The 24,700-nt window shown below is 63.2% G+C and carries 23 protein-coding genes and 1 tRNA gene; 15 read left to right on the top strand and 9 right to left on the bottom strand.

Annotated features, from left to right (window positions below; genetic code table 11):
• The first annotated feature begins 3 nt into the window (after positions 1-3).
• Entirely contained in the window at positions 4-690 is a 687-nt protein-coding gene (locus ACFVHU_RS01035; RefSeq protein ID WP_105657812.1) for an N-acetylmannosamine-6-phosphate 2-epimerase, read from the top strand.
• A 76-nt stretch (positions 691-766) separates the two neighbouring features.
• Positions 767-1,327, top strand: coding sequence for a hypothetical protein (locus ACFVHU_RS01040; RefSeq protein WP_105661251.1), 561 nt, complete (start codon positions 767-769; stop codon positions 1,325-1,327).
• A 1,098-nt stretch (positions 1,328-2,425) separates the two neighbouring features.
• Here the strand turns inward: ACFVHU_RS01040 and ACFVHU_RS01045 are convergent.
• On the bottom strand, positions 2,426-3,829 hold the full coding sequence (locus tag ACFVHU_RS01045) for a PLP-dependent aminotransferase family protein (RefSeq protein WP_105657814.1): 1,404 nt from the start codon (positions 3,827-3,829) through the stop codon (positions 2,426-2,428).
• Between ACFVHU_RS01045 and ACFVHU_RS01050 the strand changes: the two genes are divergently transcribed.
• The 3 genes from ACFVHU_RS01050 (at position 3,828) to ACFVHU_RS01060 (ending at position 6,247) form a co-directional block, all read left to right on the top strand.
• Positions 3,828-4,772 carry a DMT family transporter gene (locus ACFVHU_RS01050; protein ID WP_388021992.1) on the top strand — a complete coding sequence of 315 codons (945 nt, stop codon included), beginning with the start codon at positions 3,828-3,830 and terminating at the stop codon, positions 4,770-4,772. The genes ACFVHU_RS01045 and ACFVHU_RS01050 overlap by 2 nt on opposite strands.
• Positions 4,769-5,707: a dihydrodipicolinate synthase family protein gene (locus tag ACFVHU_RS01055; protein ID WP_105657816.1), complete on the top strand. Its 939-nt coding sequence runs from the start codon at positions 4,769-4,771 to the stop codon at positions 5,705-5,707. Before ACFVHU_RS01050 ends, ACFVHU_RS01055 begins: the two co-directional genes overlap by 4 nt.
• Before the next feature lie 93 nt (positions 5,708-5,800).
• On the top strand, positions 5,801-6,247 hold the full coding sequence (locus ACFVHU_RS01060) for a VOC family protein (protein ID WP_105657817.1): 447 nt from the start codon (positions 5,801-5,803) through the stop codon (positions 6,245-6,247).
• Positions 6,248-6,304: 57 nt separating this feature from the next.
• Here ACFVHU_RS01060 and ACFVHU_RS01065 read toward each other — a convergent pair whose 3' ends face one another.
• Together ACFVHU_RS01065 and ACFVHU_RS01070 are read right to left on the bottom strand one after the other, a co-directional pair.
• On the bottom strand, positions 6,305-8,320 hold the full coding sequence (locus ACFVHU_RS01065) for an acyl-CoA dehydrogenase (protein WP_388021994.1): 2,016 nt from the start codon (positions 8,318-8,320) through the stop codon (positions 6,305-6,307).
• A gap of 52 nt (positions 8,321-8,372) precedes the next feature.
• Positions 8,373-9,032 (bottom strand): TetR/AcrR family transcriptional regulator, encoded by a 660-nt coding sequence (locus ACFVHU_RS01070; RefSeq protein ID WP_388021996.1) that lies wholly within the window; start codon positions 9,030-9,032, stop codon positions 8,373-8,375.
• Between the two features lie 75 nt (positions 9,033-9,107).
• Here ACFVHU_RS01070 and ACFVHU_RS01075 point away from each other — a divergent pair, with 75 nt between their 5' ends.
• From ACFVHU_RS01075 to ACFVHU_RS01085, 3 genes are read left to right on the top strand one after another with little or no spacing between them, the layout of a single operon-like run.
• Complete coding sequence (locus tag ACFVHU_RS01075) at positions 9,108-10,403, top strand: acetyl-CoA C-acetyltransferase (protein ID WP_105657820.1); 1,296 nt, start codon at positions 9,108-9,110, stop codon at positions 10,401-10,403.
• Positions 10,403-11,740: a 3-oxoacyl-ACP reductase gene (locus ACFVHU_RS01080; protein WP_388021998.1), complete on the top strand. Its 1,338-nt coding sequence runs from the start codon at positions 10,403-10,405 to the stop codon at positions 11,738-11,740. Before ACFVHU_RS01075 ends, ACFVHU_RS01080 begins: the two co-directional genes overlap by 1 nt.
• Positions 11,741-12,595, top strand: coding sequence for a MaoC family dehydratase (locus ACFVHU_RS01085; protein ID WP_388022000.1), 855 nt, complete (start codon positions 11,741-11,743; stop codon positions 12,593-12,595).
• A 62-nt stretch (positions 12,596-12,657) separates the two neighbouring features.
• Here ACFVHU_RS01085 and ACFVHU_RS01090 read toward each other — a convergent pair whose 3' ends face one another.
• The 5 genes from ACFVHU_RS01090 to ACFVHU_RS01110 all read right to left on the bottom strand — a co-directional run bounded on the left by ACFVHU_RS01090 (position 12,658) and on the right by ACFVHU_RS01110 (position 17,346).
• Positions 12,658-13,851: a glycosyltransferase gene (locus tag ACFVHU_RS01090; RefSeq protein ID WP_332727068.1), complete on the bottom strand. Its 1,194-nt coding sequence runs from the start codon at positions 13,849-13,851 to the stop codon at positions 12,658-12,660.
• 67 nt (positions 13,852-13,918) lie between these two features.
• On the bottom strand, positions 13,919-14,896 hold the full coding sequence (locus ACFVHU_RS01095; RefSeq protein WP_388022002.1) for an alpha/beta fold hydrolase: 978 nt from the start codon (positions 14,894-14,896) through the stop codon (positions 13,919-13,921).
• A 132-nt stretch (positions 14,897-15,028) separates the two neighbouring features.
• Positions 15,029-15,112, bottom strand: a tRNA-Leu gene (locus ACFVHU_RS01100).
• A 228-nt stretch (positions 15,113-15,340) separates the two neighbouring features.
• Entirely contained in the window at positions 15,341-15,985 is a 645-nt protein-coding gene (locus ACFVHU_RS01105) for an NADPH-dependent F420 reductase (protein ID WP_388022004.1), read from the bottom strand.
• Between the two features lie 80 nt (positions 15,986-16,065).
• Positions 16,066-17,346, bottom strand: coding sequence for an Nramp family divalent metal transporter (locus tag ACFVHU_RS01110; RefSeq protein ID WP_388022006.1), 1,281 nt, complete (start codon positions 17,344-17,346; stop codon positions 16,066-16,068).
• A gap of 242 nt (positions 17,347-17,588) precedes the next feature.
• On the opposite strand from ACFVHU_RS01110, the gene ACFVHU_RS01115 reads away from it, so the two are divergent.
• From ACFVHU_RS01115 to ACFVHU_RS01135, 5 genes are all read left to right on the top strand, one after another.
• On the top strand, positions 17,589-18,257 hold the full coding sequence (locus ACFVHU_RS01115; RefSeq protein ID WP_133833501.1) for a response regulator transcription factor: 669 nt from the start codon (positions 17,589-17,591) through the stop codon (positions 18,255-18,257).
• Positions 18,254-19,690 carry a HAMP domain-containing sensor histidine kinase gene (locus ACFVHU_RS01120; protein WP_133833385.1) on the top strand — a complete coding sequence of 479 codons (1,437 nt, stop codon included), beginning with the start codon at positions 18,254-18,256 and terminating at the stop codon, positions 19,688-19,690. Before ACFVHU_RS01115 ends, ACFVHU_RS01120 begins: the two co-directional genes overlap by 4 nt.
• A gap of 4 nt (positions 19,691-19,694) precedes the next feature.
• Positions 19,695-20,654 carry a TAXI family TRAP transporter solute-binding subunit gene (locus ACFVHU_RS01125; RefSeq protein ID WP_388022008.1) on the top strand — a complete coding sequence of 320 codons (960 nt, stop codon included), beginning with the start codon at positions 19,695-19,697 and terminating at the stop codon, positions 20,652-20,654.
• A gap of 111 nt (positions 20,655-20,765) precedes the next feature.
• Complete coding sequence (locus ACFVHU_RS01130) at positions 20,766-22,055, top strand: M20/M25/M40 family metallo-hydrolase (protein ID WP_388022010.1); 1,290 nt, start codon at positions 20,766-20,768, stop codon at positions 22,053-22,055.
• Between the two features lie 47 nt (positions 22,056-22,102).
• Entirely contained in the window at positions 22,103-23,242 is a 1,140-nt protein-coding gene (locus tag ACFVHU_RS01135) for an acyl-CoA dehydrogenase family protein (protein WP_388022012.1), read from the top strand.
• Between the two features lie 65 nt (positions 23,243-23,307).
• Here ACFVHU_RS01135 and ACFVHU_RS01140 read toward each other — a convergent pair whose 3' ends face one another.
• Positions 23,308-23,541 (bottom strand): DUF5703 family protein, encoded by a 234-nt coding sequence (locus ACFVHU_RS01140; RefSeq protein WP_105657828.1) that lies wholly within the window; start codon positions 23,539-23,541, stop codon positions 23,308-23,310.
• 44 nt (positions 23,542-23,585) lie between these two features.
• On the opposite strand from ACFVHU_RS01140, the gene ACFVHU_RS01145 reads away from it, so the two are divergent.
• Positions 23,586-23,795 carry a hypothetical protein gene (locus ACFVHU_RS01145; protein WP_105657829.1) on the top strand — a complete coding sequence of 70 codons (210 nt, stop codon included), beginning with the start codon at positions 23,586-23,588 and terminating at the stop codon, positions 23,793-23,795.
• A 78-nt stretch (positions 23,796-23,873) separates the two neighbouring features.
• Entirely contained in the window at positions 23,874-24,698 is an 825-nt protein-coding gene (locus tag ACFVHU_RS01150) for an undecaprenyl-diphosphate phosphatase (protein WP_105657830.1), read from the top strand.
• Positions 24,699-24,700 lie beyond the last annotated feature (2 nt).

Genomic DNA, 24,700 nt, shown 5'->3' on the forward strand with positions numbered 1-24,700 from the left:
GACATGTTGCTTTCGGCAGCAGCACTGCAAGCCCTGCGCGGACGGCTGATCGTTTCGGCGCAAGCCTATCCGGGGGAGCCGATGCGCCACCCGCAGACCATGGCGCAGGTGGCTGCCTCGGCGGTGATCGGAGGCGCCGGCGCGGTGCGCGTGCAGGGCATCGCGGATATCCAATTCACCCGTTCGGCCGTCGAGGTGCCGGTCATCGGGCTGTTCAAGGACGGCCATGAGGGCGTGTTCATCACCCCCACCATCCACCACGCCTTGGCGGTGGCCAACGCCGGGGCGCACATCGTGGCCCTGGACGGCACCCGCCGCGAACGGCCCGACGGCAAGAGCCTGGCGCAAACCATTAGCGCGGTCCACGAACGGTCTGCCGCCTTGGTAATGGCCGACTGCGGGTCGCTGGACGACGCGCTGGCTGCCGCGCAGGCCGGGGCCGATCTGATCGGCACCACGCTGGCCGGCTACACCGGGGAACGGGACAAGACCGAGGGGCCGGACCTTGAGCTGCTGGAACAGATCGCAGCAGCGGGCCTGGAGCCGCCATTGATTGCCGAGGGCCGGATCCACACCCCGGCGCAGGCCAAAGCCGCGCTGGATGCCGGCGCGTTCGCCGTGGTGGTGGGCACCGCAATCACCCATCCGGCGAGCATTACCGGATGGTTCGACGCCGCCCTGCGAGGCTAGGCGTTTTCTTCGTGGCTGGCAACTGGCCTACGATTAAGCGCAGAACCTAATTCCTGCAGAATCGGAGAATCACCCCGTGGACGTCTTTATCAAGGGCCCTTCCAAGCGCGATGTTGCCGGCATGAAAGCGGCCTTCGGCGAGGTGGAAGCCGGGGACGTGATCTCGGTGCTCTACAAGACCGCCCGCTTCGGCAACTTCCTGATCACCGGTGCCGCGCACGCCACCGTGCTCGACGACGTCATGGTTGGCGGGCTGAACGCGGCCGCTGCCAAGAAGAAAGCCAAAGACGCCGACGGCGGCGAAACCATGGCCCGCCAGCCTGATAAGGACGTGCGCGCCTTCCCCGCAGTCTTCGAAGGCGAGTTCGCCCCGGAAGACGTCGAAGTTTCCGAGCTGTCCCACGGCGATTTGGTTGCCGCATCCTTCAGCCAGGAACCCTACGGTGATTTCGTGATTACCGGCGTGGTCACCGAAGCCGAAAATGATCGCGGCTACCTGATGGTCGGTCCGTGGATCCTGCAAACCGCCGACGGGGCGCCGCCGCGGTTGCTGTCGGTTCAGCGCGTGGCGGCCAACGGCACGCACGTGGCCCCGGTGCCTACGCGCCGCGGCCTGGTCGAGGTAGACGGACTGTAGCCAGCAAAGAGTTCAACAGGCCCCGGTGGATGAAATTATTTTTCATTCACCGGGGCCTTCTTTCTTCTTCCGGAAAGGAGATGCTGGCCGGTCATTTCACTTCTGGCCAGTGCATCAATGCCGAGAGCCGCTATCGATCGGTGGAGCGAGCACCACTTGGCTATCCGCCGAACGGCACGAGAACGATTATGAGTAATGCAGTTGCTCGTAATTATTCCAAGAGGCGTTATGACTAAGAACAACGCTCATTGTTGACACTCGCTGTTCAGTGAATAACTGGTAGGGCAATCAGCCATTTCGTTGTGCGGCATCGCGGCAGAGCGGTCGTTGGATGGCGGCAATTACAAGCCAGTCCTCACCGCGTCCAGTAGCCCGTCTCAATAGCACTTTCAGTGATGAAATCACGAGATTCGCAGTACAGGCAACCACAAAGCTAACCAGGATGGAACGCGAGCTTGGTGGGCAAATCTCGAACTTCGTACCGGTACTGCTGTGCTTTAAAGAAATGAATACCCATCAGCGTGGTCCTTCGGTAGTAGTGAGTTTGAAAATTCCAAAGGCGGGGTGATGAAGGAAATCTATGGGTATTTGTACACTTCTTACCCTTTGCTCACATTGATTGGCGAGGGTGCCTTTAAGTTCGGGGAGGAACCTTTGAGGGTTTTTTACGCTTTCGTTATGGACCGCACGGCATTCCATGGCCGGCCAGCCCGGTTTTCCCACTGAGAATCTCCGGCAGCTATTCGCGGTGTGCCGTTCGGAGCTGTTGCATGAGCTGTTGCCGGCGCAGCGGGGGTAGGGTGTGTCCGCGGGTGGTGAAGGGGAAGATGGCCAGCCCTTTCTATTCGAAACGGGTTCGCCATGCGCGGACCTTCCCCGGAGGTACCCTGGCCACCTTGGAGGCCGATTCGTTAGCCAGACCGTCGGTGGCCGTCAGCAGGACCTGCGCGCGTTGCATGTTAACTTGGGAGGCGGTCTGCGATCTCGCGATCACTTCCAGTGCGGCGCGTTGGGAGTCGGAGATCGCTAAGGCGGCAGTGGGATGGTACGCGTTCGCGGTCCACCATTGGACTCTTTGAGTATTTCGGAGACGTACAACTAGCCGCGCAGCACCTGGCCAATGATCTCGACTCCCTGGCTGAAGGCTCCGGGATTCGGACCAGCAAAGTTCAACCGCAAAAAGCGTCCGGTCGGCTCGGCAGGGAACCAGCTGTCGCCGGCCGCGATCGCTACACCGCGCATCTCGCAGTCGCGCACCAGCTGTGCCGGATTAGCTGTATCGGGCAGCCGTACCCAGAGGTTCAGCCCGCCTCGGGGGATCTGTTCAACCTGGGCTTCGGGCAGATGCTGCGCCAAAGCATCCAGGACCAGGTCCCTGCGGGTTGCCAGCTGCTGGCGCACGGAGCACAAATGGGTGCGCCACCCGGGTTGCGTGACCACATCCAATGCGACCGCTTGCAGCGGGCCGCTGACATACATCGATTGCGCTTGGTTGTCGGCCAGGATCCGTTCACGTGCCGGGCCCCTGGCAATTACCCCGGCCACGCGCACTGCAGGGGAAACGCTCTTGGTCAGGGATCGCAGATACACCACATGGCCGCTGTCATCACGGGCGGCGACCGGTGAAGAATCCACGTCGATCCCGAAATCCTTGGCCCAGTCATCTTCCACCAGGAACGCGCCGCGATGCTTCAGGATCTCCAGTACCCGCAGCGAAACCTCGGGCGACCAGCGGGCGCCGGTGGGGTTGGCGAAATTCGGGTGCGCGTAGAAAGCGCGAGCCCCGGTTTGCTCGAAAGCACGGTCCAATACCTCGGTGTCCGGACCGTGCGGCCCAGCGGGAATGGGGATGAGCTGCACGCCGACCTGCGCGGCAGCCAGGATGGCGCCCCAGTAAGTGGGGGATTCGATGAGCATCGGCTTTCCGGACCCAACCAGCGAGCGGAAGATCGACCCCAGTCCGCTTTGGCTGCCCGGGAGCACGACAACATCGCTGGCCGCCGGGGCGCTCAGTCCCGGCGCGGTGATCGCCCCGAGTTCGCTGGCGAACCAGCTTTGCAGCTCCGGCAATCCCGCGGCTTCGGTGCGCTGGAGCACGGCGTCGCTGCGTGCAACTCGGGCGAAGGCGCTGCGCACCAGGCGTTCAGGCAGCAGCTCGCGATCCGGGTATCCAGAATGCAAGGAGATGACGTCATTGGGTGTCGCCCGCTGGGCGGCGGCCAACTCCGGCAACGGGCGATGGACGACCCCCAGCGCGGCGGTTTGCCAGGCGTAGTCGTGCGCCCGGGCTACCGGTTGCTTGCGGATGAAGGTGCCGATACCGGGGCGTGACTCAACGACGCCTTGGCCGATGAGCGTGCGCAAAGCCTTTTGCACCGTGACCGGGCTGACTTCGTGTTCCGCCACCAGAGCACGCGTGGAGGGCAACTGGCTCCCGGCAGGGGCTGCCGCAATCCACTCTTGGAGTTTCGCAACCACACGCTCACTGCTACTGTTAAACATGAAGCTACATAGTACCGCTACTGTCAATAATGGACAACCGCTATCCACCCCGGGTGCCGGACCGCTCTGGGGGCTACTGGGCGTTCTCGCTTTCTCCTTCACCGTGCCCTTCACCCGCATCGCCGTAGAGCACGGCCACCTGCATCCGCTGTTTGCCGGTGCGGGGCGATCGGTGATCGCCGCAGTGCTAGCCATCGCCGCACTCTGGTTGACCGGCCAGAAATTTCCTACGCGGCCGCAATGCTGGCGGCTGCTTGTCGTCGCCGGGGGAGTTGTCGCCGGGTTTCCGCTGCTGACCTCTTTTGCAATGACCTCGGCTCCGGCCAGCCACGGTGCGGTAGTCATCGCCATTTTGCCCGCGGCGACGGCAGTTGCCGCAGTGCTGCGCACCAAGGAACGTCCGAGCACCAGGTTCTGGATTGCGGCAGCTGCCGGGGCACTGGCCGCCCTGGCTTTTGCGGCTGTGCAAGGTGGCGGGCTGGGCGGGCTGCACGGAGCAGACTTGCTGCTTTTCGGCGCCGTACTGGCTTGCGCTATCGGCTACGCGGAGGGCGGCTTGCTCTCGCGCGAGCTCGGCTCGTGGCAAACCATCTCCTGGGCGCTGGTTCTCGCATCTCCGGTGATGCTGACGCTCGCCACCGTCTCAGCGGTCCAGCACCCGCCCACGGCGACACCCGGCGAGTGGGCTGCGTTTGCCTATCTCGGTGTCGTGAGCATGTTCCTGGGCTTCATCGCGTGGTACCGGGGATTGGCCATCGGGCCGATGGCGCAGGTGAGCCAGGTGCAATTGGCGCAACCGGTGATGACCATCTGCTGGGCGGGCTTGCTGCTGCACGAATCCATCGGTTGGCCCACCGTCGTGGGCGGATGCGCGGTCATCCTCTGCGCACTGCTCGCCGTAAGATCGAGGAACCAGCGCATCATTAAGGAGAACGGATCATGAGCTTGGCAGCGAAAAACAACGCGGCGCCGGCAACTGCGTGGACCGGGCTCAGTGCCTTCCCGCTCACGCCCTTGCGCGATGACCGGCTCGACGAGCCGGCATTCATTGGCCTGGTGCAGCGGCTAGTGCGGGCCGAGGTGGATTCGATCACCGTGCTGGGCTCAACTGGCTCGTATATGTACCTGGATCGCGCCGAGCGCCGGCGCGTCATCGAGCTGGCCGTGCAGCACGCGGACCGGATCCCGGTGCTTGCTGGCGTGGGTGCACTGCGCACTTCCCGCGTCCTGGAACATATTGGCGATGCCCGGGACGCCGGTGCCGTCGGCGTGCTGCTCGCCCCGGTGGGCTATCAGCAGCTGAATGACGATGAGGTCTTCGCTTTGTTCAAGGCGGCCAGTGAACACAGCGAGCTGCCGGTCATTGTCTACGACAATCCCCGAACCACCCACTTCGCCTTCAGCAACCGGCTCTACGGGCGCATCGCGCAGCTGCCCGGGATCGTGTCAATCAAGATTCCCGGGGTTCCAGCCGATCCGGTGCAGGCCAAGGAGCACGTGGCCGCAATTCGTGCGGTGCTGCCCGAACACGTGGGCATCGGCGTATCGGGCGACGCTTTAGGGGCAGCTGGCCTGATCGCAGGATGCAACGCGTGGTTTACCGCGGTGGGCGGAACCGTTCCGGCTCCGATGGTGGCAATAACCCGTGCCGTGCAGGCAGGAGACCCGCAAAAGGCGTTGGCGATCTCAGCGAGACTGGAGCCGCTGTGGGAGCTGATGGCACACTGCGGCGGGAGCCTTAGGATCAGTGCCGCCATCGCCGAGCATTTCGGCTGGGTAGCTGAAGATTGCTTGCCGCTGCCGGTTCAGGCGGTGAGCCCGAAAGAGCGGGAGCTGGTAGCCAAGGTGGTGGACGAGCTTTCACTGGGGGCTAGCTAGTTTGCCGGTGCCAAAAGGCAGCGGCGATCTGGTTCGCCGCCGTCCATCGGGGTAGGCTGTGGCGTACCTTCGAGCGAAAGCGAACCGATTCCCATGCCGCGACCCATTCGATTCGACCATGTAGGCATCACTGTTGCCGACCTCGAGATGGTGACCGGCTTCTTTGTCAGCCTGGGGCTGGAAGTGGAAGGCCGGGCGAACGGGCTTGAAGGCGAGTTCCTGGAGACCGTCTGCGCTGTGCCCGACTCGCGCACGAATATCGTGATGCTCAAGGCTCCCGGATCCAATGTGGGAATCGAGCTGTCGAGTTTCGAAAGACCAGCGCACCTGCCGGGAAACCGTGCGGCGATGGCCAATGAATTGGGACTGCGTTCGATCGCTTTCGAGCTCGATGACCTGCAGGCCACGGTGGATGACTTGAACCAGCACGGCTATCCGCTGATCGGCGGCATCGGACACTATGAAGGCGTGTGGAAAATGGCATACATTCGCGGACCTGAGGGGATCATTGTGGCGCTGGCCCAGCGCTTGAACGGTTAACCACCCGATACCCGCACCCAGAATGCTTTGGGATACGGGCATCGGCGTGGCTACGGGTTAGCCCTTGGCTTTCTGCAGCGACTTTTCGCTGACCGGCGCGTCATCGCTGGCGCGCAGCTTGCGGAAGTACTCCACGGCCTCGTCCTGGCGCTCGGCTTCGCCGCCCGAGGAGATGTCCGCGCGCAGGTGGTCCTGGGTGTAGGCGAAGGCCTCGACCAGGTCCTGTGCGTGCGGGCGCAGGCGGGCGAGCAGGCGGTTGAGGTAGCCGGGCAGGGTGCGGGCACGCTGCATGGAGAGCAGGCCGTTGGCCAGGTACCAGCCCAGGTCGTCTTCGACCAGGCTCAGGGCGAAGACATCGCGCAGCCAGGTCAGCACCTCCTTGGTGGCAGCATCGCCGGTCTGCTCCAACGCGGCGGTGAACGCTTCCCAGCGCAAGAGCTGGCCGTGGTCGCGTGCCGCGGAGATCAGCAGGTCCTGGTTCTCGTTGAATGCCGCGGCGCCCTTGGCCTTGTCCTTGCCGGCAGCACGCAGGGCGCCGGCAATTTCGGCCACCTTGGCGTTGATGCGGTCGGTGAGCAGGGCACGCTGGTTCTCCGGGTCCTTGAAGAAGTTGGCGCTCTTGCGCTCGTCGGAGATATCCGCGAACGCCTGGCCGACGCTGCGCAGGCCCGAGCGGTGCAGGGCAGTGGTGCCCACCTGCTTGGCCACGTACAGGGCCATGGCCCCGGTATCGAGCTTGCGGAATTCGGCGGCATAGTCGGTGAGCAGGCGCTTGCCCACCAGCTGCAGCAGCACATTGTTGTCTCCCTCGAAGGTCACGTAGACATCGAGGTCTGCATAGAGCTGGGTGAAGCGGTTCTTGGCGATGAACCCGGCTCCGCCGCAGGCTTCGCGGCATTCCTGCAGGGTGTCCAGCGCGTCCCAGGTGCTCAGCGGCTTGAGCGCCGCGGCGAGGGTTTCCAGATCCTGGCGGTCCGTGTCGCTGTCCTCGCGCCCGGAGAACACCGCGTCGAACTTCTCCAGCAGCCCGTCGTGGGCGAAGGAGGACGCATAGGTGCGGGCCAGCCGGGTGAGTAGCCGGCGCTGGTGGCGCTGGTAGTCCAGCAAGGTGGTTTCCTCGGTGTCCGAGACGGAGTTGAACTGGCGGCGCTGATTGCCGTAGGTCACCGCGATCTGCAGGGCGATCTTCGAGGCGTTGGTGGCGGCGCCGTCCAGCGAGACGCGGCCCTGGACCAGGGTGCCGAGCATGGTGAAGAAGCGGCGGCCCGGGGAGGCGATCGGCGAGGAGTAGGTGCCGGATTCATCCACGTTGCCGTAGCGGTTGAGCAGGTTGGTGCGCGCCACGCGCACATTGGTGAAGTGCAGCCGGCCGTTGTCGATGCCGTTCAGCCCGCCCTTGAGCCCGTCGTCCTCTCCGCCGATGCCCTCCAGAAAGTTGCCCTGCTCATCGCGGATCGGCACGTAGAAGCAGTGCACGCCGTGGTTCACGCCCTTGGTGACCAGCTGCGCGAAGACGGTGGCGGCCTTGCCGTGCAGGGCCGCGTTGCCCAGGAATTCCTTCCAGGCCGCCTTGAAGGGGGTGTGGATGACGAATTCATCGGTGGCCTCGTCGTAGGTGGCGGTGGTGCCCACCGCGGCCACGTCGGAGCCGTGGCCGATTTCGGTCATGGCGAAGGCGCCGGGGGTGTCCAAGTTCATCGCGCCGGGCAGCCATGCCTTGTGGTGCTCTTCGGTGCCCAGGTGCAGGATCGCCCCGGCAAACAGGCCCCACTGCACGCCGGCCTTGATCTGCAGCGACGGGTCCGCGGCGACCAGTTCCTCGAAGGCGGCGATGGATCCGCCGTGGTCGTTCTTGCCGCCGAATTCGGTGGGGAAGGCGCGCTGGACGGCTTCCTGCTGCACCAGGATGCCCAGCTGGCCCAGAACGCGTTCGCGGTGCTCATCCATGCCCAGCAGCGGGTCGCGCTGCAGCTGCGGGTCCGCGGCGCGGGCGCGAGAGGCCTTGCGGATTTCGGCATAAGGGCCGAAGAGCTGTTCGGACAGGGCGTTGACGTTGATGCGGTTCACGCTCATGACGTACCTTTCATTTCGGTGGTGTCTCGGTTTGGGGTTGCACCTGGGTGCTTCAGCAGGTTTTCGGGGTCCGGGTGGAGGCGATGCCATAGGCCAGCCAATTGGTCAGTTCTTCGGCCAGCGACGGCAATGCCGGCTTGTTGGCGGAATCCGGTTGGCGCAGCCACTGTTCGCCGGCCGCGCGGACCATGCCCAGCGCCGCGCGCGGCCACAACTCCAGGGTCGCGGAAGTGGCGCGCTGGTCATAGAGCTTGAGCAGGCGTTCGCTCATCAAGCTGGATGCCTCTTCGAAGAAGGTGCTCAGGGCGCCAGCGGATTCATCGTCGGCGCAGCGCGGGGCCGATGTCACGAAGAAGTACAGGTTCGGGCTGTTGGCTGCCAGCTCCAGGTAGGAGGAAACCATGGCGTGCAGGGCGCTGATTTCGTCTTCCTTGGCCAGGCCTGCGGCGATGACGCGTTCGCGGAAGTCGTTGATCACCATGGCGCTCAGCGCCTGGCGCAGGCCTTCCTTGTCACCGAAGTACCGGTAGTAGACCGGCTTGGAGGTGCGTGCGTGCCCAGCAATATCTTCCATCGAGACCTGCGGGCCGAGCTTGTGCACGGCCTTGCGCGCCAGCTTGAGCAGTTCTTCGTGGCGAGCGGTGCGATGCGCTTGCCAGCGAGCTGCCCGGCCGTCGGTCTCGCGGTCGATTTCCCCAGTGATCTTGTTCACGTAACTCACAGTATCATGTACTCTTGGTTACAGTAATACTTGTCACACCAGAATATTTGTAGGAGTTCAACGAACATGAGCCAGCCCTCTGTGCGCAATGCCGTGATCATCGGTGGCAACCGCATTCCCTTCGCCCGTTCCAATACCGCCTACGTCAATGCGTCCAACCAGGACATGTTCACTGCAGCACTCGAGGGCCTGGTCGCCCGCTTCGGCCTGCAGGGACAGCGCATCGGCGCCGTCGCCGGCGGCGCGGTGCTCAAGCATTCCAAGAACTTCAACCTGATCCGCGAATCGGTGCTCGGCTCCTCGCTGGATCACGCCACCCCTGCCTATGACGTGCAGATGGCTTGCGCCACCGGCATGGAAGCCATCGGCTCGCTGGCCAACAAGATCAAGCTGGGACAGCTCGATTCCGCCATCGGCGGCGGCGTGGACACCACCTCCGACGCGCCGATCGCCGTCTCGGATGCGCTGCGCGGCATCCTGATGGAGCTTTCCCGCGCCCGCAGCACCAAGGCCAAGCTCGCCGCGCTGGCCAAGCTGCGCCCAGGCCATCTGGCCCCCGCAGCCCCCGGCACCGGCGAACCGCGCACCGGCCTGTCCATGGGCGACCACCAGGCAATCACCACCAAGAAGTGGGGCATCACTCGCGAGGCCCAGGATGAACTGGCCCTGGCCAGCCACCAGAACCTGGCCGCCGCCTACGACCGCGGTTTCTTCAACGACCTGGTCACCCCGTTCAACGGCCTGTCCAAGGACAACAACCTGCGCGCCGACTCCACCATGGAAAAGCTGGGCAAGCTCAAGCCCGCCTTCGGCAAGAACCTGGGCGATGCGGCGACCATGACCGCCGGAAACTCCACCCCGCTGACCGACGGCGCCTCGGCCGTGCTGCTGGGCAGCGAAGACTACGCGCAAGCCAACGACCTGCCGATGCTGGCCAATTTCGTGGACTTCGAAGCGGCAGCAGTGGACTTCGTGCACGGTGCCGAGGGCCTGCTGATGGCTCCGGCCTACGCCACCGCCCGGATGCTGGAGCGCAACAACCTCACCTTGCAGGACTTCGATTTCTACGAGATCCACGAGGCCTTCGCAGGCACCGTGCTCTCGACGCTCAAGGCGTGGGAGGACGAGGAATTCTGCCGCGAGAAGCTGGGGCTGGATGCCCCGCTGGGCGCCATCGACCGGTCGAAGCTGAACGTGAACGGCTCCTCGCTGGCCGCAGGGCACCCCTTCGCCGCCACCGGCGGGCGCATCATCGCCAGCACCGCGAAAATGCTGCATGAAAAGGGCTCGGGCCGCGCGCTGATTTCGGTCTGCGCCGCAGGTGGCCAGGGCGTCGTCGCAATTCTGGAGGCTCGCAGCTAATGGCGGACAAGTACATGGAACTGGTTAATTCCGGGATCACCAAGAAGCTGGCCACCCTGCTGGGCTTGCCGCGTCCTCCGCGCTTGCGCCGCTACAGCCCCGATGCGCCACTGCTGCCCGGCCCGGTGCTGGTGCTCGGTGCCTCGTCCAACGCCCAGGACCTGAGCGACACCCTGGTCGCCTGGGGGCTGGATGTGCGCCGGCACGACGCCGGCGATGCCAAGCTCGGCGGGCTGGTGCTGCTGCTCGATGAACTCGAGCACCCCACCGAGCTGTCGCCGCTGATGCTGGCGGCCGGCCAGGCGTTGCGCAAGCTGCTGCCAGGTGGCCGCGTGGTGGCCTTCTCCCGTCCCGCCAGCGATGACGATGCGCCGGAGCTTTCCGCCGTGCGCCAGGGGATCGACGGCATCGTGCGCTCAATGGGCCGCGAAATGCGAGCGGGGGCCACCGCCAATGGCATCGTGCTTGCCGAAGGCACCAGCGTTGCCAGCCCTAGTGCGCTGGCCGCGCTGCGCTTCTTCTTCTCCGGGCGCAGCGCCTACGTGGACGGCCAGTTCCTTTCTGTGCGCACCAATGATGGCGTGCTGCCTGCCGACTTCGCCAAGCCGCTGGCCGGCAAGGTCGCGGTGGTGACCGGTGCCGCTCGCGGCATCGGCGCGGCCATCGCCAAGACGCTGTCCCGCGACGGCGCGCAGGTGGTTGTGGTGGATATGCCTGCTGCCGGCGAATCGCTAGCCAAGGTCGCCAACTCCATCGGCGCCACCGCCTTGCAGCTGGATGTCACCGCCCAGGATGCCGCCCAGCAGATCATGGACCATGCGATCGGCCGCCATGGCTCGCTGGATCTGGTGATCCACAATGCCGGCATCACCCGGGACAAGCTGCTGGCCAATATGGATGCCGGCCGCTGGGACTCGGTGATTGCCGTGAACATCGCTTCGCAGCTGCGCATGAATGAAGCCTTCCTGGCAGCCAAGCTGCCCGGTTTGCGCATCGTTTCGCTGGCTTCCACCTCCGGCATTGCCGGGAACCGCGGCCAGACCAACTATGCAGCTTCCAAGGGCGGGGTGATCGGCATGGTGCACGCCAGCGCCAAGCTGTTTGCAGAAAATGGCGGCTCCATCGCCGCTGTGGCTCCCGGGTTCATCGAGACCGAGATGACCGCGAAGATCCCGCTGGGTACCCGCACCGTGGCCCGCATGGTTCTGCCTTCGCTGATGCAAGGCGGTCTGCCGGTAGACGTTGCCGAGGCGATTAGCTTCCTCGGGTCGGATGCCGCAGCCGGGTTGAACGGCCAGGTGCTGCGGGTCTGCGGCCAATCGCTGGTAGGTGCCTAGATGGGTGCGCAGTTCGTCACCGGGATTCCCTCGATGGCCTCGGTCTATGCCAAGGCCGTGAAGACCCTGAAGCGGAAGCCGAAGAATCCGGTGCTGCCCGAAACCGTCCTGGTCTTCCAGGGCGCCAAGGCCGATCCGGTGAAACTCGCCGAGTTCCGCCAGGCCGTAGGCGCGCCGATGAACGGCGTGCTGCCCAGCCTCTACCTGCACTCGCTGGCTTTCCCGCTGGCGATGTCCTTGATGGTGCAAGATGATTTCCCCATGCCGCTGCTGGGCATGATCCACCTGTCCAACCAGGTCGACGTGGACCAGCCGCTGGGGGAGCACGAAGCATTCGATATCGAGGTGCACAGCGAGAACCTTTCGGCCCATCCCCATGGGGCCACCTCCGACTTGGTGATGCGCCTCGTGGTGGACGGGCAGGACCGGGTGCTGCTGCGCAGCACGTTCTTGGCCAAGGGCGTGCGGCTCGAGGGCCGCACACCGGAGAAGAGCGCGCATCCGGCCTTTGCTGCACCGCAGCGTACCGCGAGCTGGAAACTGGATCAGGGAACGGGACGTCGTTGGGCCGCAGTAGCCGGCGACTACAACCCGATTCACCTGTCCGCGCTCAGCGCCAAGGCGTTGGGCATGCCAGCGGCTATTGCCCACGGCATCTACCTGGCAGCCCGGGCATTGGCGGGGATCGAACCAGCCAACGGAACGTACCACTGGAGCATCGAGTTCAAGACCCCGGTAGTGCTTCCGGCATCGGTTGACCTGGCCTTCCAGCCGCAAGCCGATGGGTACAAGGTCCACGCGTGGAATGCACGCAAGTCCAAGCCCCACTTCGAGCTGGATCTGGTGCGCAGCTAGGCTCCACCGCTAGTGCCTTGGCCTTCAATGGATTTCCAATGAAGGCCAAGGCACTATTGCATTCAACGTACTTGGCGCTCGGACTGGGCGACACGGTAGCTGGCCAGGGTGGCCACGGCCGCGCGTTCCCAGGTGAAGAGGGCCGAATGTTCCAGCGCCCCATGTCCGGCAGCGGTAATCTGTTCAGGATCCCGGGCCAGTTCAAGCAGCTTAGCGGCCCAAAGCTGGGCATCAGGCTCGGTCATGAGCCAACCGGATTCGCCGTCATTGACGGCGTAGGCCAACCCTCCCACCGCATTGGCCAACACCGGCGTGCCGCAGGCCTGCGCTTCGGCGGCTACCAACCCGAAAGTCTCGGAGAGCGACGGTACCGCAACGACGTCGGCATTGGCGAAGACGAGCGCCAGCTTCTCGGGGGAGAGCGGATCGAAGAACCGGACGACGTCCTCCAAGCCGTGGCGTTGGGCTTGCGCTGGCAGGTCGTAGTCCGTTGCCCCGGACAGCGCGCCGAACAGCGATGCGGTAATGCGCAGGGCTGGATCCTCGCGACGCGCGATGCCCATGGCTTCGAGCAGAAGATGGGCTCCCTTCAGCGGTTGCATGCGCCCGGCGTAGACCAGGTGCAAGTCATCGTCGCCCAGAGGCCGGCGCAGCTTGTCCTGATCCGGGTGGAAGATGCGGTGGTTGACGCCCGGCAGGACGATGTCGAGCTTGTTCGAGTCCACGGCGTAGAAGCGCTGCAGCTGTTTCGCCTCGACGGGCGTGTTCGCGATGATGCGCGCGCAGGCGGCGAGCAGCTGCTTCTCCGCTTCCTTTCGCTTCCCCGGCTCGGGGAGACCTGATTCGTGTTCCTTGGCCGCGGCCGAGGTGTGCATCGAGACCAGCAAGGGAGCGGACCAGCGCTGCGCCAGTTGCAGCCCCACCATTCCGGAGAGCCAATAGTGCCCGTGGACGACATCGAACTTCACTCCGTGCAAGTGCGTTGCGATTTCCTCCGCGGCCTCGTCGATGATCGCCGGGAGCTGTTCCTTGGCAAGGTTCCGATGGGCAGCGATCTGCACCTGATGCATCCACACGCCCTCGCTGACCTGGAGCGACTCGGATTCGTTGGCGGTGCGCGTGAGCATGTGGACTTCGTGGCCCAGGGCGCCCAGCGCATAGGAAAGGTTCTGGATGTACACGTTCATGCCACCTGCATCGCCGGAGCCCGGCTGCTGCATCGGTGAGGTATGCAGGGAAAGCATGGCTATGCGCATGTTCAGTACTCCAGTAGTGCTGTGCTAGTGACGGAATTTTTCGTTCAAAACTCCGCCTCTGATGCTATCAAGAAGCCAGGTCCAGCATGTTCGCGTTCGCCGATGTCCAGTGATCGACCATCTCCGCTCCGCCGTGGCCATCGGTCTCGCAGATAACCAGTGAGGAAGCTGGCCAGAGCTGGTGAAGTTTCCATGCCGTCATTGACGGTCCGGAAACATCGGCTCGTCCGTGGATCAAAACGGCCGGCAGGTGCCGGATCCCAGCCATATTCTCGATGATCGGCGGCTGGCAGAAACCATCATGGGCCCAGAAATGAGTGGTCAGCCGTGCCATCGAATGCCGGAAGCGGCGGTCATGCCAGCGCGGATCGCGGATGACCTGCTCCGATCCGAGGGAAATGTGGGTATCCTCCCATAGCGCCCATTCGCGGGACGCCGCATCGCGAAGTTCCAGATCGGTGGAGCCGAGCAGTTGTGCGTAGGCCTCGACCAGTCGCAGTTCACCCGCCGCGTAGGCCGGAATGTGGCTGCTGGCGAATCGCGAGAAGCGGTCCCATGCTTCCGGGAAGAGTGCTCCAACAGTTTCGGTGATCCATTGGACTTCTTCACGGCTCGTTGTCGTGACGGCGAAAAGCACCATGCCGACGACGCGTTCGGGATGGGCCTGTGCGTAGGCGAGAGCCAAGGCCGCGCCCCAGGACACGCCATTGATAATCCATTTCTCGATACCCAGCCCGACACGCAGCGTTTCGATATCGGCTATCAGCCGCTGGGTAGTGAATTCTCCGATGTCCGTATCCGCAGCGGCTGCCGAGGGGAGAGAACGTCCGCAACCGCGCTGTTCAAAACCAATGAGGCGAGTACGGGACAGATCCCAGCGGTTCCGGTAGCCGCTCGCGCCGAGTGTTCCTCCTGGTCCACCGTGCAGGTGCAGTGCCGGGATTCCCCCGGGACTGCCGAACTCTTCCCAGTACAGCTGGTGGCCGTCATCAGTTGGCATGAGCCCCTGCTGGGCGGGGACGTTGCCCGGGGAAAAGTCAGTCATATAAGCACTTTACGACAGCGCACGTGCAAGCGCGGGGGAGGCATGCGCCGCATCCTCAATCGAGGGCGGGGAGTCGTTCGGATTAAATAAAGAAATCCCCGGTTGACCGAAGTCAACCGGGGATTCTACCTGTGCGCGAAAGGGGACTTGAACCCCTACCCTCTTGCGAGGACTAGCACCTCAAGCTAGCGCGTCTACCTATTCCGCCACCCGCGCAGGTTGTCTGTTGTTCGCGTTGTTATCGCTGGCAACGAAGTAAAACTTTACCACCCCCAGCAGGGGATTTCCAATCGGGAAACTCCTCGCAACTGGAGGGTGAAAACCCCGGAATTCCGCGGGAAAACCGGGATTGAGTAGAGGTTTAAGGTAAAAATTCAGAAAATCAGTGTCGAGCGTCACAGGAATGTCATGCGATCTGCCTAGTGAAACCCGGGTTTAGCGGCTCTACTGCGCAGGTGGGCCGAGCCTGGCGGACAGCGTTGCCGCATCGATTACTTCGTTGAAGATCGCGCCACCAGGTTCCAAGCCGCGGCCCGCGGCCAAGTTGGGCAGGAGGACCGGAGAGAAGCCCAAGGCGAGGGTAAGTTCCGAAACCGTCTGGGCATCCTGCTTGTTATCCGATGCGACGCCCAGGGCGCGTTGCGCGGATTGCTTGGTTGCCCGATCCGCGTCCATGTCCCAGTGGCTGATGTGATTGAGCGCTTTGACCACGCGAGAGCTCTTGAAGTGGGTTGCAATGCCTTCGGAGCTGGACAAGCCGGCCTCAAGTGATGTTTCCAGCCAGTCGGGAAGCGGCTCGTCTTCCCAGCGATTGGTTGCATCCACCAGCAAGATGCCCGCCAGGGATGGGACATCAATGTCGTCGAGTTCCTCTTGCGGCACCATGAGCACCACCAAATCGGCATCCTCGGCGATGTCTTCGGCCAGTACGGCGGTGGCATGCGATGCGTACTGCGCCAGGTGGTACTTCATCATCCGTGGAGGCCTGGAACCTGCGATGCGTACGTCGATTCTGGCCGATGCTGCTGCGCGGGCGAGGGCTGTGCCGGCTCGTCCCGCTCCAAGGATTCCAATCCGCTTGATGCTCATAGCCTCCAGCCTAAACGCGAAAGCCATGGTGGCATGCAATTCATTGCATGCCACCATGGCTTTTGCCTAGCGAAAGGCCATCAGCTCCAGAGCGGTGCCAGTGACTTGTACAGCTGCTGTACGCCCAAGACGATGAACAGCGCAGCGGTAATCGCCAGTGCGGTGTTGGTATGCCAGCGGTTGGCCCATGCCTTGGGGATGCGCTTGCCGTTGAGCAGGCCCAGGAGGGTGACTGCCAGGAATGGCATGAACAGCGCACCGAGGACGCCATAGGCCAGAATCAGGGCAATTGGCTTGTCCAGCAGGAACAGCACCATTGGCGGGAAGGTCAGCCACAGGACATAGAACTTGAAGTACTTGCCGCCGGTCAGGGTATCCGGGTGGTTTGCCGGCTTCTTGCGCATATGGCCCCAGAAGTCGGCGAACATCAGGGAAACGCCGTTCCATACGCCGATGATCGACGAGAAGGACGCGGCCCAGAAACCAATGAGGAAGCCGTTGCCTACGACATCGCCGTATTCGGCCTTCAGCACGTCGCCCAGTTCCAGCAGGCCCTTGTCGCCACCGGAGATGCTCACGCCGGCGGCGCGAACAACTTCCGCGCCAACGATCAGCATGGCCAGCACGAAGATGCCGGTCATGACGTAAGCCATGGAGTTGTCGATGCGCATGACCCGCATCCACTTAGGGGTGTACCAGCCTTTTTCGCGCAGCCAGTAGCCGTAAGCGGCCAAGGTGATGGTACCGCCGACGCCGCCAGCCAACGCCAGGGTGTAGACCACGCCGCCTTCTGGGATCATCGGGATCAGGCCCTTGAGTATTTCCGGAATATTGGGCACAGCGATGAAAGCCAAGCCCACCACGGTTACGAACATGATGCCCACCAGTACAGCGGTGATCTTCTCGAAGAAGCTGTACTTTCCGAACCAGACCATCACGAAGCCCAGCAGGCCCATGATTACTGCCCAGATTTTCAGATCCACTGCCGGCATCAAGGCTGCCAGCGGCAATGCAGCGGAACTCATCGCTGTAGCGCCGTAAACGAAGCCCCAGATGATGATGTAGGGACCGAAATACCAAGTGGTCCACTTGCCCAGGGTCTTCCAACCCTCGAAAATGGTTTTGCCAGTTGCCAGGGTGTAGCGGCCGGCGCCTTCAACCAGAACAATCTTCAGGATCACGCCGACAATCACTGCCCAGAGCAGCGCATAGCCGTACTGGCTGCCGGCTACTAGTGTGGCAACCATGTCGGCGGCGCCAACGCCGGTCGCCGCAACGACCAGTCCCGGGCCAATGACTTTCCAGCGCGGCGGGCCGCCACCGTCTAGGTCGGCGCGTTGCGCCTGGATGTTTTCGCTCATTTGATTTTCCTTTTGCCACAGTGCGATGCCGCCGCGGAGTCGCATCGGCAGTGACGCGGACCACGGGGGTGTGAGATCGTATTCAATCTTGGTAGTGATCTTTCTTACTGGCAAACTCACAGTCAAGTACTAACACTTTCTTAGGAATGCAGTGACCTGGAGAACACTGCGTGCCCCGATTGGTAGAATTGAGCAGTTACCCATGGGCGCCGAGCCCGGATCTGAACGTCGAGGATGATGCCGTGCAGCTGTTGATCGTCGAAGACGACCACGCCGTCGCTCGCGCCCTGATCGATGCTGTGAGTGCCGCAGGCCATCAGGCCGAGCATGTCAGCCGCGGTGCTGACGCGCTCTTGAAGCACCACAATGCACAGATGATCCTGCTGGATCTGGGCCTGCCGGATATGGATGGACTGGAAGTCCTGCGCAAACTGCGCCAAATCAGTGAAGTCCCCGTGGTCATCCTCTCGGCGCGCAATGACGAGCGGAGCGTTGTCCGGGGACTGCGCCAGGGTGCCGACGATTTCCTGGTCAAGCCCATCGGGCTGGCGGTTCTTCTCGCACGCATCGATGCGGTGGCCCGCCGCGCCAAGGTCCAATCCAATGACAACGGCGGTGTGCTCATCGCCGGCGGATTGCGTGTGGACACCGGGAAGCACGAAGCAATTCTGAATGGACGGCACCTCCAGCTGACCGCCAAGGAATTCGAGCTGCTGGCATTGCTGGCCCAGCATGACGGAGCGGTGGTTACCAGGGAGCAGATTCTTGACCGCTTGTGGGGCGACGCGTTCGTGGCGGTGTCGCGCTCCCTGGATGTGCACCTCACCGGTTTGCGCTCCAAGCTTGCTGCGCCCGGGATGATCGTGAACGTCCGCGGAGTCGGCTACCGGCTAGAGACGCCAAACCCGTGAGGCTGCGCGTACTGGGCATCTTGGGCACGGCGCTGCTTGCAATCGTCGCCATCGTCAGCGCGATGCTGTTGCAGAGCGTCAGCCGTGATGCCACCGCTGAAGTCCAGCTGAACCGGTTATCGGCATTGAACCGCTTTGTCCAGCTTGCCGCCCATGCTGATCTGGCAAATGACATGTCGCTGCTCCAGCTGGAGATGGACACCTATAGCGACCTCTATGGCGAAGGGCTGCTGATCAATCTGGGCCAGCGGCAACTGGTCTCGGGCAGTATCGATCCTGCGGATCCCGAGGTCGCTGGCACCGTGCGCGATTCAGAGCTGAATCTGGGACTGGTCCAGATCCCGCCGATCGATCCTCTCTCGGATGCCACCGCCTTGCTCTCGCAGCCGTTCGGCAATTCCGCCCAAGTGCTCGGCTCTGTCACGATGCAAGTGAACTTGGAAACTGCACGCGCCAAGGTGCTGGAAAAGTCCAGCCTGCTGTGGCTTGTCGTCATTTCCATTGGCGCTGGACTCCTGCTCTTGGCCGACCGCCTGACCTTCTGGGTGCTCCGTCCGGTGCACCAGCTCAATGATGCCGTCAATGACATTGCGCGGCATCAGGCACCGGTTCTCCTCGAAGAGCAAGGCCCACCGGAACTGCGCCGGCTATCGCGGTCGCTGGGCAGCATGGCCCGAACTATGGCCGAGAGCCTGAAGCAGCAGCAGGAGTTCATTGCTGAAACTTCCCATCAGCTCCGGAACCCCGTTGCCGCCTTGCGGTTGCGCGTGGATCTTTTGAAGATGCGCATGGGCGACCAAGCGGATCCCGTCGGAGTGCACGCGGTGGAAAACGAACTGCATCGGGTGGAAACCTTGCTGGACGGCGTCATGCGCTTGGCCAGCGCCGAGCATCGGCTAGCCGAGCAAAATGCGGGGGAGTCCTTGCCCGAGACAGCCGTGCACGGCCAACAAGTCGACGTCGGGCAAATGCTCGCCGAGGAAGTCGAACGCCAATCCGAGGTTGCCCGGCAACGGGGAAACCAGCTGGTGCTCGATGGCAGTGCCACCTCGGGGCCGACCGCCATGGTGTGGTGCAACGGATTCGATTTGCAGCAGATGCTCGCAGAACTACTGGAAAACGCCTTCAAGTACGCCCCTGGCAGCAAGATCGTCCTGGGCCTGCGGCTCGATCCGGGAACTGCCAGCATCCAAATACAGGATCACGGAGCCGGAATGAACACTGCTGAACTCGCGAATGCAGGCGAGCGGTTCTGGCGTGCAGAACGTGTGCGGCACAGTCCGGGAACAGGTTTGGGACTGGCTATCGTGGATCGCTTGGCGCGCGCGAATGCCGGTGAGCTCACGCTTGAATCGGCTCCGGGCGAAGGGCTCAAAGCAACGATCAGCCTGCCCCTGCATGGCGGCAAGCCCGAGGTGCCCGATGAATCCTGAGCCCATGCCGTCGCGGCGGAACTTGCTTCGATATCTCCTGGCAGCCCCAGTCGCCGCCGGACTGCCAGTACTGAGTTCCTGCAGCTCGTTGCCCGCTGCGCATCGATTGGATATCGCCTCCGGTGAAGACGGGGGCATGTACTTCCAATTTGCCTCGTTGCTCTCCAACGCCTTGGTGGACCACGGCGTCGCCGAGCATTCCACAGCCCTCAACACCCAGGCCAGCGCCCAGAATCTGGCGATGCTCGCAGAAAACAAGGCCGGGCTGGCTCTTGCCCTAGCCGATACGGTGGACCAGTACCGGAAGGACAGTGCTCCACACGCGCAGCCGCTGGCCCTGGGCCGCGTCTACCAGAACTATTTCCATTGCATCATCCGCACAGCAGCCGGGATTAGCTCGCTGCAGGATCTGGCAGGACGCACCATCGGCACCGGCGCGCCAGGGTCAGGTACGTGGGTGACCGGCCAGCGCATATTGCGGGCAGCGAAGCTGAAGAATAGCGGGATCGCGCCCAAGGAGCTGCAGTACGGGTACGTGGCAGGGCTGGAGGCGCTGGGCAAGGGAAGCATTGACGCGTTGTTCCTTTTCGGCGGCCTGCCGGTTGCTTCGCTGAGCCGGCTCGCTTCAGACATGGACTTGGGCCTGCTCGATGTTTCAGCGGTGCTGCCGCAGCTGCGCGAGCAGTACCCGGATCTCTACGACGGGGTAGTCATCCCGGAGGGAACCTACCGCGGAATCAAGTCCGTGGAGACGATCGGGGTTGGCAACCTGTTGATGGCGCGCGCGGACATGCCCGAGGAGCTGGCCGGAGCCGTCGTCAAGCTCCTGGTCGCCCATGCCGATCAGCTGGTGCCAGAATCCAGTGCCGGCATCCAGTTCTTGACCCCCGAAACCTTGGTCAGCACCGGAGGCCAGCCCCTGCACCCGGGCGCGAGGAAGGCCTACCAGGAACTTCACGGCTAGAAATTGCGCACGTGCGCACACGACGGTGAGGGCTTTGCCCACTAGTGTGTATTGCAAAGCACTGCTACGAGAGGATCATTGGCGATGTCCACTGCTGGCGACATTCCACTCATGGAAAATGAAGCCGTAGAGATCTGCAGGAAACTGATTCAGATCGACACGACGAACTATGGAGGCAACAAGGGCGCGGGGGAGCTTGAAGCCGCCCGCTATGTCGCTGGGCTGCTCGAGGACGTCGGCCTGGATACCAAGATCTATGAATCCGCTCCCGGGCGGGCCAACGTGGTCACCCGCATCCCGGGGGCCGATCCGTCATTGCCGGCCCTGGTCGTGCACGGCCACCTGGATGTCGTGCCGGCCATCGCCGAAGACTGGAGCGTGGATCCTTTCGGGGCCCGGATCATCGATGGGATGATCTGGGGACGCGGAGCGGTGGACATGAAGAACATGGACGCGATGATTATCGCCGCCATCCGGCACCTGCAACGCGAGAACATCACCCCGCGGCGCGATCTGGTCATCGCCTTCTTCGCCGATGAGGAAGCTGGCGGGGACTATGGCTCCGGCTGGATGGTGCAGAACCATCCCGAACTCTTCGCCGGGGCGGCCGAGGCCATTAGCGAAGTCGGCGGGTTCTCGGTCGAAATCAACGGCCGCCGGGCCTACATGCTGCAGACTGCGGAAAAGGGCATCGCCTGGCTGAAGCTGGAATCCAAGGGCATGGCCGGCCATGGCTCGCAGCTCAACACCGATAATGCGGTCACCCATCTGGCAGGAGCCGTCCATCGCATCGGTGAGCATCAATGGCCGCTGTCCTACACCAAAACCACCCGCGCATTGCTTGAGCAGGTGGCCGAGCTGTCCGGACTGGACTTCGATGAAGCCGATCCGGCCCCGCTGCTCTCGGCCATGGGCAATGTCTCGCGCTTCGTCGGGGCTACCTTGCAGAACACCGCGAATCCCTCCGCCCTGGAGGCAGGCTACAAGCACAACGTCATTCCCGGGCAGGCCCAAGCGCTGATCGACTGCCGCACCCTGCCCGAGCAGCACGAAGCCACCTTGCAGACCCTGCGTGAACTGGCCGGGGAACACGTCGAGCTGTCCATGGTGCATGAGCAGGAATCCCTGGAGGTGCCCTTCGCCGGTGCGCTGGTGGATTCCATGATCGCGTCGTTGCTGGCTGAAGACCCGGATGCCGTGGTTCTGCCCTATATGCTCTCTGGCGGAACCGATAACAAATGGCTGGCCAAACTGGGGATCACCGGCTACGGATTCGCGCCGCTGCAACTTCCTGCCGAGCTGGATTTCACCGGAATGTTCCATGGCGTCGATGAACGCGTGCCGGTGGACTCGATCAAGTTCGGCGTGCGGGTGCTGCAAAACCTCTTGCAGGAATACTAGAACCAGCGTTGGCCCAGCCAGCACAACAGAATCCAGGAGCAGAATCCTTGACCATCGAATCCATACTGAGCGACGAGCTGCTTGAGCGTTTCCGGGACCGGGCCGCCGGCTATGACGAGTCGAACTCGTTCGCCATCGAAGACTTCAACGAACTGGTGGAACTGGGCTACCTCAAGGCGCTGGTGCCGGCAGAGCGCGGGGGACTGGGGTGGAACTTCCAGACCTTGGCCCTGGCCCAGCGCCGCCTGGCCACCGCGGCACCCGGCACGGCCCTGGCGATCAACATGCACCAGGTATGGGCGGGCGTCGCGTATTTGCTGCAGGCCCGCGGGGACCGGCGCCTGGATATGGTGGCCGATTGGATTGCCGAGGGCGAAGTGATGGCGTTCGGGATTTCGGAGCCCGGCAACGACGCGGTGCTCTTCGACTCGAAGACCAGGGCGAGAACTGATGCCGATGGCTCGGTGGAGTTCAATGGCGTGAAGATCTTCACCTCGCTGGCGCCGGCGTTCACCCGATTGGGGGTGTTCGGCAAGGATGAGGAATCCGGGGAACTGGTTCACGGCTTCGTCGCCAGGGGCGAGGGCGTGCATTCCATGAACGACTGGAACACCCTGGGCATGCGGGCCAGCCAGTCGCACACCACGAAGCTGGAAAATGCGGTGGCCCCGCGCGAATGGGTGCATAGCCGGCTGCCGGCCGGTCCTAACCAGGACCCGCTGGTCTTCGGCATCTTCGCATCCTTCCTGACCCTGACCGCAAGCGTCTACGTGGGCATCGCAGATCGTGCGGTGACCCTGGCTCAGGAGGCCCTGGGCCAGCGGGTGCACCAGGACGGGACCCGGTATGCGCAGGATGTGCGTGCCCGCGGGCTCTTGGCCGAAGCGGCGATGCGCCTGCTGGCCCTGGATGCCCTGCAACGCTCGGTGGCCGGTGACCTGGAGGCCAAGGCGGATCACCAGGGCGCGTGGTTCCCCAAGCTGGTGACGCTGCGCACCCTGGCCGGGGGCACTGCACGGGAGAACATCCAGGTTGCCGGACAGCTGCTGGGCGGTGGCGGATATTTCCGGGGATCGGAGTTCGAACGGCTCTACCGCGACGTGCAGGCCAGCTGGTACCACCCGTCCAATGCCGCCTCGGCAGCCAATACGGTGGCCTCGTGGCTGGTAGGCCCGCTCGACAGCTGAGGCAAGGACCCGCGATTGCCGTGAGGGCCAATGGCGGGCATGGTGCCATGTGCCCTGTTGCCGGTTCAGGGAGCCAGGGTGCTGCGAATGCGCATCACCCGGCGGCGCAGCCAGTACTTTTGGGCGCCGCCTTCATAGCGGCAGGTGCGCATGAGCTCCCATTTGCCGTTATCGGCGTGCTCCCGCAGGGCGGCGCGGGCGACATGCTTTGGTTCGCCCGGGAAAGAAGTTATGACCAGGTATTCAAAGCGCTGGTCATCGGGATGATGCAGCGGTGGCTTAATTCTTTCTTCGAGCATCCTGCCCCCTATCTAAAGAACGCCGTGCGTTGTAGCCTCATGCTATGAGTACTGAACCGAGTTTTGCACTGCAAGCATTTATTGCACGCCTGGAGCAGCACCTGGCAATTGTGTCGCAGAGCCGCGGTGCTGGCGAGGCATCCGTCGACGCGGCTTTTGGCGCGCTGGCCGATGCCTTCGAAGACTATGAAGACGCCCTCTACGATCAGTATTCCGAGTTATTGCCCTTCACCATACCCTCGGATGATGCGTGAGTACGACCACGGAGTGAATTTTTCCTATTCCGTGTTTCTGAGTCCAGATAGTCGCAATCGGTGAAGTAATGTCGAGGGGTGAATTGGTTTGAAGCAGCTTTCCTAGGATTGATCCAGGGCCTGACCGAGTTCCTCCCGATCTCGTCCTCAGCCCACTTGCGTATCGTTGGCGAACTCCTGCCCAACGCCCAAGACCCCGGAGCGGCATTTACCGCCATTACCCAGCTGGGTACCGAAACCGCAGTGATCGTCTTCTTCTGGCGTGACATCGTGCGGATCATCGGCGCCTGGTGCAAGGCACTGGCCGGCAAGATCCCGCATTCGGATCCGGATGCCAAGATGGGCTGGCTGATCATTATCGGCTCCCTGCCGATCGCGATCCTGGGCCTGCTGCTGGAAGACTACATCGATACGAACTTCCGTTCGCTGTGGATTGTTGCGACCACACTGGTGGTCTTCGGCCTGATCCTGGCCATCGCCGACCACTACGGCAAGCAGCAGCGCACCTTGGACAAGCTGACCGTCAAGCACGGCATCTTCTACGGTTTCGCCCAGGCCATGGCCTTGATTCCGGGCGTCTCGCGTTCGGGCGGCACCATCACCGCGGGTTTGCTCATGGGGTACACCCGTGAAGCCGCAGCCCGCTACTCGTTCCTGCTGGCGATCCCGGCGGTGTTCGCCTCGGGCCTGTACAAGCTGGTCAAGTCCTTCGACGAACCAGGTGTCTATACCCTGGCGCAGACCGGTGTCGCTACCGTCGTGGCCTTCGTCGTCGGCTTCCTGATTGTGGGCTGGTTCCTGAAGTTCGTTTCCACCCACTCCTACCGCTTCTTCGTCTGGTACCGCATCCTGCTGGGCCTGGCGCTGTTCGTCGCTCTGGGATTGGGCTGGATGGCCGCCTGATC

This window comes from Glutamicibacter sp. NPDC127525 (genome assembly GCF_042672105.1).
Lineage (GTDB): Bacteria > Actinomycetota > Actinomycetes > Actinomycetales > Micrococcaceae > Glutamicibacter.

Coding starts and splice junctions, on each gene's coding strand:
- ACFVHU_RS01035 (WP_105657812.1), top strand. CDS start 4: ATGTTGCTTTCGGCAGCAGCACTGCAAGCCCTGCGCGGACGGCTGATC.
- ACFVHU_RS01050 (WP_388021992.1), top strand. CDS start 3,828: ATGAAGCTACATAGTACCGCTACTGTCAATAATGGACAACCGCTATCC.
- ACFVHU_RS01045 (WP_105657814.1), bottom strand. CDS start 3,829: ATGTTTAACAGTAGCAGTGAGCGTGTGGTTGCGAAACTCCAAGAGTGG.
- ACFVHU_RS01055 (WP_105657816.1), top strand. CDS start 4,769: ATGAGCTTGGCAGCGAAAAACAACGCGGCGCCGGCAACTGCGTGGACC.
- ACFVHU_RS01060 (WP_105657817.1), top strand. CDS start 5,801: ATGCCGCGACCCATTCGATTCGACCATGTAGGCATCACTGTTGCCGAC.
- ACFVHU_RS01065 (WP_388021994.1), bottom strand. CDS start 8,320: ATGAGCGTGAACCGCATCAACGTCAACGCCCTGTCCGAACAGCTCTTC.
- ACFVHU_RS01075 (WP_105657820.1), top strand. CDS start 9,108: ATGAGCCAGCCCTCTGTGCGCAATGCCGTGATCATCGGTGGCAACCGC.
- ACFVHU_RS01080 (WP_388021998.1), top strand. CDS start 10,403: ATGGCGGACAAGTACATGGAACTGGTTAATTCCGGGATCACCAAGAAG.
- ACFVHU_RS01085 (WP_388022000.1), top strand. CDS start 11,741: ATGGGTGCGCAGTTCGTCACCGGGATTCCCTCGATGGCCTCGGTCTAT.
- ACFVHU_RS01090 (WP_332727068.1), bottom strand. CDS start 13,851: ATGCGCATAGCCATGCTTTCCCTGCATACCTCACCGATGCAGCAGCCG.
- ACFVHU_RS01095 (WP_388022002.1), bottom strand. CDS start 14,896: ATGACTGACTTTTCCCCGGGCAACGTCCCCGCCCAGCAGGGGCTCATG.
- ACFVHU_RS01105 (WP_388022004.1), bottom strand. CDS start 15,985: ATGAGCATCAAGCGGATTGGAATCCTTGGAGCGGGACGAGCCGGCACA.
- ACFVHU_RS01110 (WP_388022006.1), bottom strand. CDS start 17,346: ATGAGCGAAAACATCCAGGCGCAACGCGCCGACCTAGACGGTGGCGGC.
- ACFVHU_RS01125 (WP_388022008.1), top strand. CDS start 19,695: ATGCCGTCGCGGCGGAACTTGCTTCGATATCTCCTGGCAGCCCCAGTC.
- ACFVHU_RS01130 (WP_388022010.1), top strand. CDS start 20,766: ATGGAAAATGAAGCCGTAGAGATCTGCAGGAAACTGATTCAGATCGAC.
- ACFVHU_RS01140 (WP_105657828.1), bottom strand. CDS start 23,541: ATGCTCGAAGAAAGAATTAAGCCACCGCTGCATCATCCCGATGACCAG.
- ACFVHU_RS01145 (WP_105657829.1), top strand. CDS start 23,586: ATGAGTACTGAACCGAGTTTTGCACTGCAAGCATTTATTGCACGCCTG.